Origin of the sequence: Myxococcus stipitatus DSM 14675 (assembly GCF_000331735.1) — a bacterium.
GTDB classification, from domain to species: Bacteria; Myxococcota; Myxococcia; order Myxococcales; family Myxococcaceae; genus Myxococcus; species Myxococcus stipitatus.
Genome location: NC_020126.1, coordinates 279,406 through 296,878, shown reverse-complemented (window position 1 = coordinate 296,878; position 17,473 = coordinate 279,406). Strand labels below are relative to the sequence as shown.

General features: G+C 68.5%; 15 protein-coding genes. 6 read left to right on the top strand and 9 right to left on the bottom strand.

The window, feature by feature from the left end:
* Position 1: 1 nt before the first annotated feature.
* From MYSTI_RS01125 to MYSTI_RS01115, 3 genes are all read right to left on the bottom strand, one after another.
* Positions 2–1,327, bottom strand: a complete 1,326-nt coding sequence (locus MYSTI_RS01125; protein WP_015345849.1) for a hypothetical protein — start codon at positions 1,325–1,327, stop codon at positions 2–4.
* A 136-nt stretch (positions 1,328–1,463) separates the two neighbouring features.
* Positions 1,464–3,077 (bottom strand): LVIVD repeat-containing protein, encoded by a 1,614-nt coding sequence (locus MYSTI_RS01120; RefSeq protein WP_015345848.1) that lies wholly within the window; start codon positions 3,075–3,077, stop codon positions 1,464–1,466.
* A 168-nt stretch (positions 3,078–3,245) separates the two neighbouring features.
* Positions 3,246–4,283: a synaptic vesicle VAT-1 family membrane protein gene (locus MYSTI_RS01115; protein WP_015345847.1), complete on the bottom strand. Its 1,038-nt coding sequence runs from the start codon at positions 4,281–4,283 to the stop codon at positions 3,246–3,248.
* A 154-nt stretch (positions 4,284–4,437) separates the two neighbouring features.
* Here MYSTI_RS01115 and MYSTI_RS01110 point away from each other — a divergent pair, with 154 nt between their 5' ends.
* Positions 4,438–5,442 (top strand): alpha/beta hydrolase family protein, encoded by a 1,005-nt coding sequence (locus tag MYSTI_RS01110; RefSeq protein WP_015345846.1) that lies wholly within the window; start codon positions 4,438–4,440, stop codon positions 5,440–5,442.
* Positions 5,443–5,584: 142 nt separating this feature from the next.
* On the opposite strand, the gene MYSTI_RS01105 is transcribed toward MYSTI_RS01110, so the two are convergent.
* From MYSTI_RS01105 to MYSTI_RS01080, 6 genes are all read right to left on the bottom strand, one after another.
* Complete coding sequence (locus MYSTI_RS01105; protein WP_015345845.1) at positions 5,585–6,763, bottom strand: alpha/beta fold hydrolase; 1,179 nt, start codon at positions 6,761–6,763, stop codon at positions 5,585–5,587.
* A gap of 2 nt (positions 6,764–6,765) precedes the next feature.
* The gene (locus tag MYSTI_RS01100) at positions 6,766–8,373 is read right to left on the bottom strand and encodes a hypothetical protein (RefSeq protein WP_044278288.1); all 1,608 of its coding nucleotides are present in this window, start codon (positions 8,371–8,373) and stop codon (positions 6,766–6,768) included.
* A gap of 133 nt (positions 8,374–8,506) precedes the next feature.
* A complete protein-coding gene (locus MYSTI_RS01095) occupies positions 8,507–9,100 on the bottom strand; it encodes a hypothetical protein (RefSeq protein WP_015345843.1) in 594 nt (197 codons plus the stop codon).
* A 99-nt stretch (positions 9,101–9,199) separates the two neighbouring features.
* Complete coding sequence (locus tag MYSTI_RS01090) at positions 9,200–10,750, bottom strand: acyl-CoA synthetase (protein ID WP_015345842.1); 1,551 nt, start codon at positions 10,748–10,750, stop codon at positions 9,200–9,202.
* Positions 10,751–10,765: 15 nt separating this feature from the next.
* Entirely contained in the window at positions 10,766–11,761 is a 996-nt protein-coding gene (locus tag MYSTI_RS01085) for a 3-oxoacyl-ACP synthase III family protein (protein ID WP_015345841.1), read from the bottom strand.
* An 8-nt stretch (positions 11,762–11,769) separates the two neighbouring features.
* Positions 11,770–12,510, bottom strand: coding sequence for a TetR/AcrR family transcriptional regulator (locus tag MYSTI_RS01080; RefSeq protein WP_015345840.1), 741 nt, complete (start codon positions 12,508–12,510; stop codon positions 11,770–11,772).
* A gap of 255 nt (positions 12,511–12,765) precedes the next feature.
* Here MYSTI_RS01080 and MYSTI_RS01075 point away from each other — a divergent pair, with 255 nt between their 5' ends.
* The 5 genes from MYSTI_RS01075 (at position 12,766) to MYSTI_RS01055 (ending at position 17,470) form a co-directional block, all read left to right on the top strand.
* Positions 12,766–13,353: a hypothetical protein gene (locus tag MYSTI_RS01075; protein WP_015345839.1), complete on the top strand. Its 588-nt coding sequence runs from the start codon at positions 12,766–12,768 to the stop codon at positions 13,351–13,353.
* A gap of 45 nt (positions 13,354–13,398) precedes the next feature.
* On the top strand, positions 13,399–13,809 hold the full coding sequence (locus tag MYSTI_RS01070) for a hypothetical protein (protein WP_015345838.1): 411 nt from the start codon (positions 13,399–13,401) through the stop codon (positions 13,807–13,809).
* Between the two features lie 56 nt (positions 13,810–13,865).
* Positions 13,866–14,801: a TraB/GumN family protein gene (locus tag MYSTI_RS01065; RefSeq protein WP_144369954.1), complete on the top strand. Its 936-nt coding sequence runs from the start codon at positions 13,866–13,868 to the stop codon at positions 14,799–14,801.
* Between the two features lie 159 nt (positions 14,802–14,960).
* Positions 14,961–16,247, top strand: coding sequence for an MFS transporter (locus tag MYSTI_RS01060; protein WP_144369953.1), 1,287 nt, complete (start codon positions 14,961–14,963; stop codon positions 16,245–16,247).
* 746 nt (positions 16,248–16,993) lie between these two features.
* A complete protein-coding gene (locus MYSTI_RS01055) occupies positions 16,994–17,470 on the top strand; it encodes an Lrp/AsnC family transcriptional regulator (RefSeq protein ID WP_015345835.1) in 477 nt (158 codons plus the stop codon).
* The last annotated feature ends 3 nt before the right edge of the window (positions 17,471–17,473 follow it).

Below are 17,473 nucleotides of genomic sequence, written 5' to 3'. Positions count from 1 at the left end.
GTCACTCCATGCCCGTCGACGGCAGCGGCTGGAGGTCCCTGTTCCCGGGGCTCACCGTCGCGCGGTAGAGCGCCTGCGCGAAGGCGCGCTCTCCTCCTTGCGTCACCGCGCGCAGCGCATGCTCCAGCGGCTCCCGGCCCGCGCCCAGCCCCTGTCGCCCCAGCGTCCGCTCGACGAGCTGGCGCGCCTGCGCCTCCGTGAGATTCACCGACAGCGGGTCGCCATTCGTCACGCTCGCATCCCCACTGAACGCGATGCGCGCCAGCCGCGCCGCCTCCGGATTCTGGAACCGCAACTGATACGTCGTCGTGGGCTGCCCACCCGGCGGCGTCACCGTCGTCCCCGTCACCATCCCGTTGATGTTCGTCACCGACCGCGCCCCCTCCGGCCCCACCGTCGTCTCGCGATTCATCGACCCCAGGCCCGGCGCATCCGTGGACGTCTCCACCCGGCTGCCCTCGTCCGTCGTCGTCACCCGGACGCGGTCATTCCCCTCCAGCCCCCTGCGCCCCGCCACGCTCCGCCCCGTGTTCGACTCGCGGCTGTCCTCCCGCCGCACGTTGCCCACCCCCGGCCCCCCCGCCGCAGGCAGCTCCCCACTGCGCAAGAACCGCTGATACGCCTCCATCCCCTGTGGCGACGAGATGTCGAAGTCCGCGCTGTGCGTCCGCGTCAGCGTCTGCCGTTGGTCCATCCCCACACCCCGAACCCCCACGCCATCGTCCTGCCCCACCCGCGACGTCACCGTCGCCCGCACCGTCGTCGGCCCCACCTTCTCCAACTCGTACCGCCGCATGTCGTTCCGCTCGAACGACGCGTCGAAACCCAGCGCCCCGCGAATCCCTCGCATCGCCCGGCCCAGCCGCCCCGACCCGCCCACCTCCGTCGTCACCTCCGCCGTCGCCCGAGTCCCCACCGGCCACGACGCCGGGTCCCCCGGGTTCGGCACCTGCCCGCGCCGCATCGCCTCCGTCGCCCCCGACATCGGCACCTCCACCCGAAGCCGCCCCGTCGCCTCCGCGGAGAAGCTCCCGCCCACGCGGCGCCCACCCGGTAGACGCACGCCACCGCGCGGCGTCCGCCCATCGCGGTCGATGCTCCCGTCCGCCTGCAGCACCACCCGGTCACCCTCCGTCGTCACCCGCACCCGACCTCGGGGGTTGAACGACTGAAGCACCGACGCCGGCGCGGACGCCGCGTCGAACGTGTCCCGCTCCCGCGCCGCAACCGCGGGCTCCTGCCGCTGCGCCCGCTGCCCCTCCACGGGACGCGTGCCTTGAATCGCGGGCTGCTGCACCTGACGAGACGAGATGGGAGACACACTCATGGGAGTTCCTATGGAAATGTGAGGAAGCCTCCCCTTCAACGCACCACCTCGCGTTTGGAGTTATCCCTCACGCCACCGCCGCCTCCAGAGGCGGGCGGCGGTGACGCGAGGGATGGGTTCTCAGACACCCAGGCCGTCAGAGCTCGTTGGGGTCCTCCGGGATATCCGTGTACATCACCTCCGGGAAGATGAGCAGGCCCCGGGAGGTGTCGACGACGTAGACGTAGCCATCCCCCGGAACACGGATGCCGATGGCGCCATCCCAGGGGCTCGTCCCGCGGTTCGCGTCCGTCTCCCGCCAGGTGTTGTAGTACGCGAGCTCCACCGGCTTGGCGGGACCCGAGACGTCCAGCACGCGCACGCCATGCTGGTAGTGCGCCAGGTAGAGCCGGGAGCCGACGAGCTCCATGTTGTGGATGGAGACCTCCGGCGACAGCTTGTACTCACCGATGAGCCGGGGATTCTTCTCATCGGCCAGGTCGAGCACGCGCAGGTGGGCACCCCAGCCCTCGCCCCCCTCGAAGCCCGTGAGGTTGCCATTGATTCGCCCCACGCGGGCGGCATGGCTCGACGCGCGCGGATACTTGTACGCCCCCACCTTCTTCACGTTCGCCGGGTCGGTCGGGTCGAGGATGAGCATGCCGGCGCTCCAATGATTGACATAGAGCCGCCCCTCGAAGCTCGTGGTGTCGTGCACCATGCTCTTGAGACTTCCGACACTCTCATCCAGGTAGCGCCCCAGCAGCACGGGCTCCCGCGGATTCTTCACATCGTAGATGAGCGTCTCCAGCGTCGGGTCGATCAACGTGGCGTAGAGCCGGGAGCCATCCACCTGGACCGTGTGGACGTTCTGGCGGGTGCCATTGGACAGGTCTCGGACGAAGCGGGGATTGGCCGGCTGGGAGATGTCGAACACGAGGATGCCCCGGTCTCCACTGGCGATATAGAGCGCGTCGTCCTTGGCCCAGACGCTGTTCCAGTAGTTCTCGCTCGCGTGCCGCACCGTCGCCACCAGCCGAGGCGCCTTGCGGTCCTTGATGTCGAAGACATAGAGCCCGCCGTCCCCGGCGAAGACATCATCGAGCGACACCACGTACGCATGGCCCTTGGTGACATAGACATCCGTGGCCATGCCCGGCCCGGTCGCGGCCTCGCCCACGAGCGGCAGCTCGCCTCCGGACTCTCCCTCACCCGCACGGCGGCGAATCCGGGTGCCCTCGAAGGTGAAGCTGCGGGACTCCACGCCATTGATACACGTCAGCTCGCAGCCGGTGACGACATCCGTGCCCCGCGCCGAGCACCCCACCTGGGCCACCACGGCGACCCGTCCATCCGAATAGGTGTTCGTCGACCGTCTGAACATCGGATGCGCCGCGCTCGCGCCGCGGTCCACCGTGAAGTCCCCGGGGCGCAGGGTGGCGGCCAGCTCATTCTCCACGATGTCGGAGCGATGCATGCGCATGTTGAAGAACCCCTCCGTCCGCAGCCCGAGCAGGCTCTTCGAATCACAACCGGACAGGTCGAAAGACTCCAGGGAGCCACACTCGGCGGTGGTGGACCCCTTCGGGCGCACCTTGCACGCGGCCAACGGCACCGCCTCGTAGTCCCCCACCTCGGGCAGGGACACGCCCGGGGTCGGGGGCGCGGGGGCCGGTATCGTTCCACCGACCCCGTCTCGCTCGGGGGCGCACGCCCCCAGCAGTCCCACACACAGACACACGACGACCTTCTCCAACCAACTGTTGGTCATGACACTCCTCGGGGATTGACCGGTTCAACGACCTGGCGGGGTGGCCAGATGACTGGCCAACCAGGTCCCCAGCGAACGGCGCAACTCAGTTGCCATATCGCCCCCGGGGAAAAATCGTCCCCGCGGGCAAGCGTCCGTCCCCGTGAAGACAAACATCTGGACTTCCGCTCAGGGCACCAGCACGAGCTTCCCCACCGTCGTCCCGGATTCGAGCGCCCTGTGCGCTTCCGCGACGGCGTCCAGCGGGAAGGTCGTCACCTGGGGCGAGACGACCTGGCCCTCCTCCACCCAGGTCAACAGCCGCGCCAGGCTCTCCTCCAGCACGGAGCGCCGCTCGAACAGATAGGACAGGTTGAACGCCAGGACACTGGTGTTGTCGTTGGTCAACGTCAGCGGGTCGAACCGAGGCGTCCGGAGCCAATCCCATGCAAGCTTCGCGTAGTTCGGCCGGCCTCCCTTGCGCGGCAGCATGGAGTGGAAGCCGTAGATGACCAGCTTCCCGGGCGAGCCGAGGTGCCGGTAGCTCTCCCGCAGCGTGGACGGTCCATTCGCGTCCAGCACCACGTCATACCCTTCCGGCGCCGCGGCCTTCGCGGCCTTCCACAAGTCCTCGCGGCTCTTGTCGATGACCACCTCCGCGCCCAGCGCTCGCGCGGCCTCCACCTTGTGAGTGCCGCCCACCACGCCCACCATCCGGCACCCGGCGATGCGACCCAACTGCAGCAACGCGCTGCCCACGCCACCCGCGGCCGAGTGCACCAGCACCGTCGCCCCCGGCCTGGGATGCGCCAGCTCGAACAGCGCGAAGTACGCCGTGAGGAACACCGCGGGGAACCCCGCGGCCTGCTCCATCGTCAGCTTCGAGGGCAGCGCGAAGAGCTGATGCCGCGGCACCGTGACGTGTGTCGCGTATCCGCCGAACCGCGTCACGCCGAACACGCGGTCCCCAGGGGCCAGGTCCTCCACGCCCGCGCCCACGGACTCCACCGTGCCGGAGAACTCGAAGCCCGGGGTGATGGGCCACCCCACATACTCCTTCGCGGAGGAGTACAGGCCCATGCGAATGACGCAGTCCGCATAGTTCACCCCGATGGCCTGGGTGGCCACCACCACCTCTCCGGCCCCAGGTGAAACCTGATTCAGGTTTTCAATCCGGAGCTGCCCATACCCACCTGCCTTCGCGATGACGACCTTGCGTGCGCTCATGCGCCCCTGAGTACCACGCGACGCGGCGCGACAACGTCCACGCACGGCCACACGACTGACGACTCGCGCGCGAGATGTCTCTACACTGCGGCTCGTGCTCGATGACTGTCTTCAATCCGGGCACGCGTACCCCCACAACTCGAAGGATGTCTCCATGCGATTGCGGCATTCGCTGTTCCTCATGGGCCCGTTGCTCGTGGGCGCTCTCTCCGGCTGCGGACAGGGCGTCGAAGAGCCCACGTCCGAGCCTCTCGCCACCGTCGAATCCCCCGTCGTCTCCACCGCCGGCCTCACGCCGCACTTCCGCACGTGGCTCACCGCCAACGGCTATGACAGCTACGACTTCGCCCGAGCCGACCTCGTCGGTGGCAGTCACGGCGGCAAGGCGAGCGCCACCGACACGGTGGTGAACACACCCGTCATCTTCATCCACGGCAACTCGGACAAGGCGGTGGGCACCGGCACGGCGGGCCAGTCCGGCTGGAATGCCTCCCTCGAGTACTTCCTCGCCAACGGCTACAAGCCCAGCGAGTTGTACGCGACGACGTGGGGCCCGGCCGACGTGATGCAGACGGCGGTCCAGTACCACTCGAAGACGAACGTGATGAAGGTGCGCAAGTTCATCGAGGCCGTGAAGGCATACACGGGCGCGACGAAGGTGGACATCATCACCCACTCCATGGGCGTGACGCTCGCGCGCAAGGCCCTCATGGGCGGCCCCGCGAACGACTCCGCCAATGGCGGCGCGTACAACGTGGGCCCCTCGCTCTCGGGCTCCGTGGACACCTTCGTCGGCATCGCCGGCGCCAACCTGGGCCTCACGTCCTGCTACCAGACGGGCCCGTCCACGCCGACGTGCGGCGCCACCAACGGCCTGTATCCGGGCTACCTCTACTTCGGCGTGGTGCTGGGCCGCTCCGCGTACCTGGACGACCTGCGCTCGCAGAGCAGCTACGAGGGCGACTACCGCTACACCATCTACTCCACGGCCGATGAAATCATCGGCTACGGCGGCATCGTGTACGGCCAGTACACCTCCCGCATCCCGGGCCAGACGGGAGAGAAGGTGTACTCGGCCTATCCCTACGGGCACTTCAACTCGAAGGACCTGACGGCCGCGGTGCAGTACAGCATGGTGCGCAGCCACACCATTCCGTAGTCACCGCTTCACAAGCCCCCGGCCCGCTGACTTCACGAGCGCCGCCGGGGGCGCCCTGCCCGAGTCCTCGACGCCGGCCCCGGAGCCGACGACGGCCCATCCACGCCGTGGGGGAGTGGATGCGGCCGTCCTCGGCGCTTCATCACGGCCGAGGGCCATCCGCGGGCGCGGGTGCGTCCTGCTGCTGGGGCATGGGCGAAGGCTGGGTGCCCGGCGCACCGGGCACGGGCGCGGGCTCGCCCGGCTTCGGCGTCTTGTCCTCGCGGGCCTTCTCCACGAAGGGCCGCGCGGAGGCCGGGTCCTTCACGAACGCGAGCGCCACCTCGTTGAAGGGCTCCGGGCAGTCGAGCTGCACGGTGTGGCCGCAGCCCTTCATCGGCACCAGCGACGCGGTGGGGATGTTCGACGCGCCGAACTCCATGATGTCGCGCGTCTCTCCGCCGTGGAGGAACGGGTTGGGGATGAGCCGGTCATCCGTGCCGTAGACGATGAGCGTGGGCACGGTGACGTGGCCCAGGTTGTCGCGCACGAAGTCGTTGTGGGCCAGGCCCCGCACGGTGCGGACGTTGGCGTAGGCGTAGGCGTCGAACTCGGGCGTCTTCGCCAGCCGCACGCGCTCCTCGATGAGCCACTCGAGCTGGGGGCGCCAGTGCATGAAGTTGCCCTGCCGCACGCTGCCCCAGATGTTCGCCTCCGGCGCGTACTTGATGAAGTCCGCGCTCATCACCCGCGCGAACCACGCCTTCTCCTTCCAGGTGAACTTCTCGAAGCCGGCCGGAGACACCAGCACCAGCGCGCTGAGCGACTCCGGGTAGCGGATGGCGAACGACAGCGACGTCTGCCCGCCCATGGAGTGGCCCATGAGGACGGGCTTCTCCACGCCGAGCACGCGCGTCAATTCCAGAACCACATCCGCCATGGCCTCCATGGTGTACGGGAACGTGGCCGGCTTGTCGGACTTGCCATAGCCGGGCAGGTCCAGCGCGATGACGCGGTAGCCCTGCGCATGGAAGACATCCAGCTGCGCGCGCCAGAACTTCAGGTAGGAGCCCAGGCCGTGCACGAAGACCACCGTCTTCGCCTCCGGCGACGCGGCGGGCAGGTCCACGTAGGAGACATGCAGCGCGGTGCCCAGGCTGTAGCGGGCGGAGACATCCGGCAGCGCCACGCGGTGCACGGGCCAGGGCTGCTTCGTGCCCTCGGTGGAGTAGTCCAGGTCCTTGAAGGACAGCGCGGACTCACTGGCATACGAGCGCACGCAACCAGCGGAGGACAGCCCGGCCGTGACGAGCAGGGCGGTGAAAGCGCGGGAGGAGCTCATGGTCAGAACGCGTACCAGGTGAAGGTGGTGAAGGCCGCCCACGGGTCGCTCTTCACGGTGGGGGCGCCGTCGTAGAAGCTGCCGCGGAAGAGGTAGCCGCCGTGGAGACCCACGGTCATCAGGTAGCGGATGTGGTAGCGCAGCTCCGCGTTGAGCTCCGCGCCGATGAAGCGGCCGCGCCGCACCGTCGGGTCCCACCGCGCGGGCTCCGCGCCCGCGTTGGCCAGGCCCGCGCCCACCTTGAGGTTGAGCGTGTTGGGCACGATGTCCCACGCCGCCGTGGCGATGCCCGCGCGCAGGCCGTAGCCCTGGTTGGAGATGTCCGTCACCGCGCCCGTGTAGTTGTTCACCGTGCTGGTGAACGGGAACAGGATGAGCATCTTGTGGTTGAACCACACCGCGCCCGGCAGGCCGTACTGGTTGAGCGTGAAGGCGCCCGTGTACTTGTCGTCGCCCAGGTTGCTGTCGCCCGAGGAGAACATGCCCTCCACGGTGACGACGTCGCCGGGGCCGCGGCCCCACTGGTACATGACCTCCAGGTTGGCGGACACGCCGGAGATGCTCAGCTCGTCGAGCACCGAGTTGTCCGGGTCATCGCTCTCGTACTTGCCGCCGTTGTACATGACGAAGCCGGAGGCCCCGAGGCGGCCCGTCCGGAAGTCGATGTTGTGATTGAAGTGCGCGCCCGCCCAGAAGACGCTGCCCGTGGGGCGGTTGATGTCGAAGCGCGCCGTGCCCGTGAAGCCCGGCAGGCCCGAGGACGACGGGCCGCTCTTCACCAGGCCCTCGAAGGCGTAGGCGTCACCCTTGGTGTCGTCGTTCAGGTACCAGAGCGACACGCCCACGTTGGTGTTGGGCCGCACCGGGTAGACGTAGTCCGCCATCGCCAGCCAGATGTACTTGAGGCGCGGGTCATTGCGCGTGGCGCGGTCCGCCTGCGCGCTGCCCAGCGGCGTCAGCGTCAGGCGGGCGTTGCCCTTGTAGCCGCTGAAGATGGACAGGCCCGTGGCGTCGCTGCCCAGGAAGGCCAGCTTGTAGCCCGTGCGCACCAGGTCCGACAGCGGCGTGCGCGTGGGGTCATAAGGGCTGTCGTAGAGGGGCTGCGTGCCGATGATGAGCGCCAGCTTGCTGGGGCTGCGCGTCGGGTACAGCGCGACGTTGATGTTCTTCGTCTGGATGTTGACCTGGTCGGCGTTGAAGCCGCCGCCCTCGTTCTGGCCGATGGTGTTGGCCGAGCGGCCCCAGAGGAAGTCCACCTCGAACTGGGCGCGGAAGGACGCCAGGCCGTCCACGAAGAACGGGCTGTATTCGATGACGGGAATCCAGCGCTGCTCCACGAAGTACGCGGAGCGGCCGGGCTCGATGCTCACCGCGCTGCCCACGGGCGAGCCGATGGGCCCCAGCGCCACGCCACGAAGACCGGCGGGGTCACCCACCTGGTTCGTCATCGAGGCGCGCGTGAAGAAGTAGTTGATGAGGGTGAACTCGCGCGGCTCCGCGTCCTCTTCGCGGTCCTTCGCCTCCAGCCACTCACCATACAAGCCCGGCACCGGCGGACTCTGGGCCGCCGAGGACGACGCCAGTCCCACGAGCCCCAGCGCGGCGAGCATCCTCGCGCTCCGCCACACCCTCTCGCGTGCTGCAAACCCACTTCCCGTCATATCGACCTCGGCCCCGCGCCGGACAGACGACTGGAGGGAAGGCGGGAGCACACCTCCCCTCCAGCGTGAAACACCGCCAGGGTTACTGGATGGCGTAGACCTGCACCGCGTTGCCCGTGAAGGCCTTGTCGCCCATCTTCACGGTGTTCGCCGCGCCCACCGCGCCGCTGGCGCAGCGCATGCCGGTCGCCTGGTTCTTGAAGAAGATCTCCAGGCTGAGCTTCTTCTGGTCGGCGGAGAAGCTGCCGCGGCCCTCCTGCACCAGGCCGCCCGGGAAGGTGAACGTCACGTCGAAGCAGCTCCCATCCTCCGTGGCGTTCTCGATGAGGACGGTGGTGGAGGTGAAGGTGAGCGGGTTCTTCGCCTGCTCGTGGTTGCAGACGCCGTTCGTGATGGTGCCCGGGATGCTGTCGACCTTGAAGTTGCCGGCGGCCACCGACATGGTGACCTTCTGGTAGCACTGGGACGACGCGGCGAAGTCGATGTCCTCGCTGTAGCCGTTCGGGTGCGAGGGGATGTCGGTCCCCGTCATCACCATCGACTTGCCATCGAGGAACGCCAGGATGTTGGCGGCGCTGTTGAGCTTGGGCTTCTCGACGATGGGGTCCTTGTCGTCACCACAGCCCACGAGGCCCAGCGTGCACAGCATCACCGCGGACAGAAGCTTCTTCTTCATGTGCTTGCTCCCCTTCAAGCCGGTGTCACCACCAGCAGGTGTGTCGACAGACGACAGGCATTGAGGGCTCGTGAAACAAGCCCTTTTCCGACAGCGTTTTCAGCGCGGTGCGTCGGCGGCGATGGCCGCCTCGCGCAGCTCTCGCTTGAGAATCTTCCCCGCCGCGGACACCGGCAGGCGCTCCACCAACTCCACCCGCTTGGGCACCTTGAAGCGCGCCACCCGGCCGCGCAGGTGCTCGAGCAGCGCATCCCCGGAGGACTCCGCGCCCGGCTTGAGCACCACGAAGGCGCGGCCCACCTCGCCCCACTTCGCGTCGGGCACGCCGACGACCGAGCACAGCTGCACCGCGGGGTGCTCGTAGAGCACCGACTCCAGCTCCAGCGGGTACACGTTCTCTCCGCCGGAGATGAACATGTCCTTCTTGCGGCCCGCGATGGTGAAGAACCCGTCCGCGTCCACGCGCGCCAGGTCCCCCGAGTGGAACCAGCCATCCGCGTCGATGGCCTCGCGCGTGGCGGCCTCGTCCTCGAAGTAGCCCGAGCACATCGAGGGCCCCTTGAGGACGAGCTCACCCACCTCGCCCGTCGGCACCTCGCGGCCGTCGTCGTCCACCAGCTTCGCGGCGATGAAGTAGTTGGGGCGGCCGATGGAGCCCGCCTTCGACACCGCGAACTCAGGCCCCATGCTGAAGATTCCCGGGCCGAACTCCGTCATGCCGAAGCCCTGCTTGAAGGGCACCGCGTGCACGGCCTGCCACGCCTGGATGAGCGGCACTGGCAGCGCCGCGCCCCCGCTGGTCATGAAGCGCACGGAGGAGAAGTCGGTGCTCGCGAAGCGCGGCGAGTCGAGCAACTGCTGATACTGCGTGGGCACCGCGAAGAAGAGCGACACCTTCTCGCGAGGGATGAGCGCGAGCAGCTCCTCCGGCTCCCAGCGGCGCATGATGACCACGGTGCCGCCCGCGGTGAGCAGCGGCACGGTGTAGACCAGCAGCCCGCCCGTGTGGAACATGGGCGTGTGCGTCACCGTGACGTCGCCGGGGCGCACCTCGTGCACCAGCGTGTTGAGCGTGTTCCACGCCACCATCCGGTAGCTGATGCACGCGCCCTTCGAGCGGCCCGTGGTGCCACCCGTGAAGAGCAGGCAGAGGATGTCCTCCTCGGCCACCGCGTCGTTCTTCACGGGCTGGGAGGAGCGGTGCGCCAGCGCCTGCGTGTACGCGGTGGCGCCGGGCAGCCCCTGGGACTCCAGCGAGACGAGGTGGAGCGAGTCCCCCACGTGCTCTCGCACCTGGGCCACGGCGTCGCGGAAGTCCTCGCCGAAGAGGAGCACGCGCGGACGGATGGCTCGCACCAGGTCGGTGAGCTCGGCGGCGTGCAGGCGCCAGTTGTAGGGGACGAAGATGGCGCCCAGTTTTCCGCAGGCGAAGAGGACGTCCAGGTACTCCACGCCGTTGTGGGCGACCAGGCCCACGCGGTCGCCGCGCTTCACGCCGGCGACGTCGCGCAGCCAGCCGCCGAGCGCCTCGGCGCGCGCGTTCAGGTCGCGATAGGTGAAGCGGCCCGCGGCGCCCTTGGCCGTGTCCACCACCGCGACGTGCTCGGGCCAGTACAGGGCGCCCCGCCCCATCCAGTCTCCGATGAACATGCGCGCCTCCAAGGCTCAGGCCGTCCAGCGATAGAGGGCGGAGGCCATGGCGAGACCACCGCCGCTGGCACAGAAGGCGACCAGGTCACCGCGCCGCACCTTGCCCTGGACGACGGCATCATCGAGCGTCATCGGGATGCAGGCCGAGCCGGTGTAGCCCCACTTGTCCATCGTGTAGTGGGCCTTTTCCATGGGCTGGCCCAGCACCTTCATGGTGGCCTCGATGGTGCGCAGGTTGAGCTGGGTGAAGACGAACAGCTTCACGTCGTCCAGCGTCTGCGACTGCTTCCTGAGGAGCTGGTCCAGGAGCATGGGCCAGCGCTCGGTGTTGAAGGTCGCGGGGAACTTGCGGACGAACTGCACGGCGGGCTTGCCGTCCGTGAGGGGCAGCGTCTCCGCGGTGGCGGGGCGATTCGTCCCACCGGTGTAGATGCCGAGCGCGTCGTGGTACTCGCCGTTGGCCAGGAGCTTGGCGCCCATGAAGCCGGGCTTGTCGCCGGCGCCCAGCACCACCGCGCCCGCGCCGTCGGCGAACAGGGTGCAGGTCTTCTTGTCCTTCCAGTTCACGTAGCGCGTCATCGCGTACGCGCCCACGACGAGGATGCGGCGGTAGCTGTCGTCCGCGGCAATCGTCTTGGAGCCCACGTCCAGCGCCGTCACCCAGCCCGCGCACGCGCAGTTGAGGTCATACGTGCCGGCGTTGACGGCGCCCAGCTTGGCCTGCACCACGGAGGACGTCGCGGGGCTGAGGTAGTCGGGCGTGTCGGTGGCGACGATGATGAGGTCCAGCTCCTCCGGCTTCGTCCCGGAGCGCTCCAGCGCCTGGCGGGCGGCGGCGACGCACAAGTCACTGGTGGCCTGGGAGTCGGCCATGACGTGGCGCTGCTTGATGCCCACGTTCTGCTGGAGCCACTCGTCCACGGACTCGCCGAGGAGCTTCTCGACGTCCGCGTTGGTGAGGACCTTCTCGGGGACGTAACGGCCGGTGGAGAGGATCTGCGCGTATCGCATTGCGGGGGTCAGCTCCGGGCGCTCCGCGCCGGACGGCGCGCGGGACGCAACGTGTTCTTCTTCGGGGTCTTGGCGGTCTTGGACGCGGCGGCGGTGGCCTTGGAGGTGGCCTTCACGCCGTTGCGGGCAGCGGGGGCGGGCCGCGAGTCCAGGCCGTGGCGGATGAGGCTCATCGCGGTGTCGAGCACGCGCTCCAGGCCCGGGTCCTCCTCCCACAGCACCCAGCGCATGCCCAGGAAGTCGCCGATGCCCATCAGGCAGTAGGCGAGCGTCTCCGGGTCCATGCGGCGCACTTCGCCCGCGTCCATGGCGTTGGAGAGGCCGGTGACGTAGCCCTTGGCGAAGCGGTCGTAGTAGCGGCGGTAGCAGTCGGTGTCGACGAACTCGGCCTGGCGCACGACGCGGTAGAGGTTGGGGTGCTGGCGGACGAACTGGAAGAAGGTGCGCAGGCCCTCGCGCTCCACGTCCATGCGGTTGTCGCAGCGGGAGGTGGAGTCACCGATGAGGCGGCGCAGGCGCGTGCCCAGGTCGTCGACGACTTCGATGAAGATGGACTGCTTGTCGGGGAAGTAGACGTAGAACGTGCCGAGCGCCACGCCGCTCTTGCGGGTGATGTCCGCGATGGACGCGCTCTCGTAGCCCTTCTCTCCGAAGACCGACTCCGCGGCCTTCAGCAGCTTCGCACGCGTCCGCTGTCCTCGCGGGGTGACGGGTCCGGAGCGGTCTGGAGAAGTTGAAGGCCGATTCATGTTTCACCTAGCGGTAGCACCCGCTCGACGCGGTTGTCAAAGCGCGGACAATGGCTCCGCGCGTCATGGACGACGGGCGACGCGAGGCGTCACCCTGGGGGCCTCATGCCCCCGAGCGACGGAGCGTACTCCGATTGTGAGAGGGCCCCGAGGCGCGATGTCGGTGCGACCGCGTGAGATTGATGCAGCGCGACGCGGGACGTCCTTGTTCGAAGCCGCCGCGAACTGGAAGCATCCCTGGCAACCGACCACGCCATGAACGCCCCTCGCTCGCCGCTCGTGCTGCTCGCCAGCCTCCTTCTCGGCGGATGCGCGGGAGGAGGAGCGCCCAGCACGTTCTGGCGCGACGACCAGGGGCGCATCGTCGTCGCGGGACCCATGCTCGGCCCGCATGACAGCCTGACGACGCTGGCCCCCGCGCTCTGCGAGGCCATCCGCCAACGTCCCGGCGCGACGGCAGGCAACAAACGGGAAGGACAGGAGTACTGCGGCCTCATCTACCAGCGGAACCACGAGCCGGCCTTCTTCGCCAGCCATCCGGCATCCATCAGCTCGCCACGGTTGCTGCCAGGTGGACGCAAATCCTGCTCGCTCCCATCGGTGGTCAGCGACCCCGAGGCCCAGGACATCCGCATCCACGCGGACTACCACAGCCACCCGTCCATCACGACCTTCTCGAACGAAGACCTCCAGGCGGCTCGGCAGCGGTACTACTTCCGGGTCATGTTCAATCCCATCTGCGAGGTCTACCTGTACGACTTCCAGGAGCGAACGGTCTACGAACTGAAGGATGGTGCGTTCAAGCCCTCCCGGAGAATCACGGATGACCGTCGCGGCGAGTGACGCCTCTCGGCGAGAATCCCCTCCACACCTTCCAGGCTCTTCCGGATGAAACGACTCGCCCTCGCCGCGCTCACCCTCACGCTCTGCGGCTGCCACCTCTTCCGCTCGCGCCCCAAACCTCCTGTCGCGCCACCCGAGGTCGCCGCCAGCATCCAGTTCCCCACCTGGAGCAAGGACTCCTCCACCACGGTGGAGGGGCCACAGCTCCGTGCGCTGCGGATCGCCATGGAGGACTTCCTGCCCCCTGGCGAATCACCGCCCAAGGATGCCGATGCGATGACCCGGTGCCTGTTCACGCTCGCCACCTACGATGCGTGGCTCGTGCGTGGCGACAAGATGACCTTTGTCCACTTCACACCCAAGGAGGACGAGCGCTGCGGCCTCAAGCCCGAGGTCATGGACCCAGGCGCCAGCTACGCCATCAGCGATGAGGGCGTCATCCTGAAGAGGGATTGAACGCGGTGCGCCGTGAGTGCTTCGATGCGTGGCTCACCCTGGGGAAAGCCCACACCATGAAGCGCCCGTCGTTCCTCCCACTGACCCTGCTCCTCGTCGCGTTGCTCGGCGCGGGCTGCGCTTCCACGCCCGCCGCGCGGAAGTACGTCCCCGTCGACTCCGGCAACGCCTTCCTGTGGGAAGTGAAGGACTCACGCGGCGGCGTCGCGTACCTCGTCGGCTCCATCCACATGGGCAAGCCCGGCGCCCTCGCCCTCCCCGCCGCCATGGAGGCCGCCTTCACCAAGTCCGAGGTGCTCGCCGTCGAGGTCGACACCACCCGCACCGACCCGACCGAGATGCAGAAGCTCGTGCGCGAGCTGGGCACCTTCCCCGAAGGCCAGAGCCTCTCCCAACGTCTGGACCCCAGCACCCGCGAGCTCCTGGACCGCGCCGCCACCCGCCTGGGAGTCTCCGCCCAGGGGCTCGAGCGGCTGCGCCCCTGGCTCGCGGGCCTCCTGCTCAACAACCTGGAGTTCCAGGCCGCGGGCTACCAACAGGGCCACGGCGTCGACCGCGCCTTCCTCGACCGCGCCCACGGACTCCAGAAGCAGGTGCTGGAGCTGGAGACCGCGGACGGACAGCTCCGCATGCTCGCGGGCACGCCCGACAAGCTCCAGGACCTCATGCTCCGCGACCAGCTCCGCCGCGAGCAGGGCCCCGCTGAAATCGTCGAGGCCCTCACCTCCGCCTGGAGGGCCGGCGACGCGGACGGCATGGCCAGCCTCCTGCTCGAAGGCGCCAAGGACTCCACCTACCGCCCCGTCTACGAGCGCGTCTTCTTCGAGCGCAATGTCCAGATGGCCCACAAGCTCGAGGCCCTGCTCACCGAGCCCCGCGTCCACCTGGTCGTCGTCGGCGCCGGACACGTCGTCGGCCCCGAGGGCATCGTCGCCCTCCTCCAGAAGAAGGGCCACACCGTGCGCCAGCTCCCGCGCGACACCACGCCGTAGCGCCGACCTCTTCGGCATCGGCGCCCAGCGAGGGCGGCGGGCCTCCCCAGGTGGCGAGCGGAGACTGCCTCATCCGCGCGTCGTGGCCTCTGCGCGGAATCGAGGGGCCGCGGGAGGCGCTCACCGAGCGGGCTGCCGGCGGTGACGCCAGAGCGCTCCGTGGCGTTCCTCGACACGCGACGCTCGTTTCTGTTCAGGCCCGAATCCCGCCAGACGCATCATGGCGCCACGCCTAGCGTCGCGAGCATGACTTCAGCAACCCCTCATGTTGACCCGCGCCTCGAAAGCCTTGGTGGAAGAAGCGTCCTGTTCCTCGCGACAGCGGCTGGCGTGGCCACGGCGACGAGCTACGTCGTCCAGCCGGAGCTCACCCGCATCGCCGCAGATCTCGGCGCGTCGCTCGAATCGACGAGCACGGCGGCGGGCCTGCCCATCCTGGGATACATGTTCGGACTGGCGCTGCTGGTGCCCCTGGTGGATCGCCTTCCCGCCCGACAACTGGTGCCCATCCAGCTCGCCGTCCTGAGCCTGTCCCTCGCGCTCGCCGCCATCGCCACGAACGTCTACGCCTTTGGCGCCGCGCTCCTGGTCTCGGGGATCTGCGCGAGCACCGGCGCCCAGATGAGCACCCTGGCCGGCAAACACTCGCCCACCGAAACGCGGGGACGCGCGCTGGGAAGCGTCACGGCCGGGATATCAGCAGGCGTGCTTTTCGGCCGGGCCGTCGGGGGCGGGCTGGCCGATGGAATCGGCTGGCGCGCCATGCTGGTGATTGTTGCCGGCGCCTGCCTGGTTTGCGCGGCGGGGAGCAGGGCCATTCTTCCCGGAGCAGCTCAACGCCGAGATCAACCCTACCTCGCCACCCTGGCTGCCATGCCGCGATTGCTGCGGACCTACCCCGAGCTGAGCGTAGCGGCCGTGTCCGGGGCTCTGTGGTTCTTCGCCTTCAGCTTGATCTGGATGGGCCTGTCCCTGGCGCTCGCCTTGCCGCCGCTCAACCTGTCGCCGACCGTCATCGGCCTCTACTCGCTCGCAGGCGTGTCGGGAATCTTCGCGACCCGAGTGGCGGGACAACTGGCGGACAGGTTCGGAAGCCGCCCGGTCGTGTTCGCCGGCCTGGCGCTGGCCCTCGCCTGCACATTCGCGATGGCGCCCGCCCTCAGCTCCGCCCCCCTCATGCTCTTGGCCTTGGCGCTGTTCGACACGGGCCTGTTTGCCGCCCAGGTCGCCAACCAGCGCCGGGTCCTGAGCATCGAACCGCTGCAGCCGGCCCGATTCAACAGCGTCTACATGGTTGTCTATTTTATCGGCGGGAGTCTCGGCACGGCCCTGGCCGGCACCATCGTCTCGCTCTTCGGCTGGCCCGCCGCCGCGGTCACCGCGGCCTTTGCCCTCACGGCCGCTGGCGCCCTCTACATGAGGCAGGAGCCCCGCGGGGCCGACTGACCCACTTCAGGCAGGTCGGTGGGCCGTGCGCTGGGACGGGCGAACGTCACCTCCGATGGGGCTGCCTCGAGCCCCCCCCTTCAAACATCTTCTTGGACGGAGTCGACAGTGCCGGCAGCGAGGACGCGTGACGTCGCGACCTACCGGCGCACCTCACTCGCTGGCGCGCAGCCTTTCTTCTTCGGGGGCTTCGGTCCGCGAGGAGCATCACGGGGCCGACGTGCCTTGCCCTGCCCACTGCTCAATCTCGATGCGCCGCGGTCGCGGCACACCACCAGTTCCGTCTGGGCTGGCCACGGGCTGCTCGAAGACCGTCCGCGTTCCGATGTGCTCCACCTTGCATCGTGGGCCCTCCTCGGTCGGCGAGCGATTGCGAGCGGGCCGCCGCACGCGCAGGAAGGCGTCGCGCGTTCTTCCACCCTCGCTCGACGCCGAAGAGGTCTGGAGGGGCCCCTTGGCGTCTCTCGGCCCGCAGCCCCGCACAGGCTTGCCGCACACGGCCCCTCGCGTGGATCCACCTCCGCGCGCTCACGCCACACCGCGTGACGACCACGCCTCCGCGATGACGCCGCGCGCAATCTCGCGCCCCTGTCGCGAGGCCTCCCGCCACAGGATTCAGGCGCCTGTCACCTGCCCTGCTCGTCTTCGGACTTGCTCTTTCCGCCCGATTGCTTATTTTGCACGCCAAATTTAATTTAGCAGCCGAACGCTTTCGGGACTTATAAAAATAAGGTCTGTTGCCGCCCATGCCCATGGATGAACTCGACTTCCGCCTGGTGGACCTGTTGCAGCGCGATGGCCGCGCGACGCAACTGGAGCTGTCGCGCGCGGTCGGTCTGTCCCAGCCCGCGGTGGCGGAGCGGATCCGCAAGTTGGAAGAGCGGGGCGTCATCACCGGCTATGCGGCGCGCGTGGACGCGACGAAGCTGGGCAAGGACATCACGGCGTTCATCGGGGTGAGCATCGAGCACCCCAAGTACTTCGAGGGCTTCGCCAAGAAGGTCCTCGCGCTGCCCGACGTGCTGGAGTGCCACCGCGTCGCCGGGCAGGACTCCTATCTGCTCAAGGTCAAGAGCGCGAACACGCGCACCCTCGACTCATTGCTCGTGGAGACGCTGCGCATCATCGACGGCGTCACCCGAACGCAGACCACCATCGTGCTGTCATCCATCAAAGAGGACACGCACGTCCGCGTGCCCCTCGAGTACGCCAAAGGAGAGTGAGAG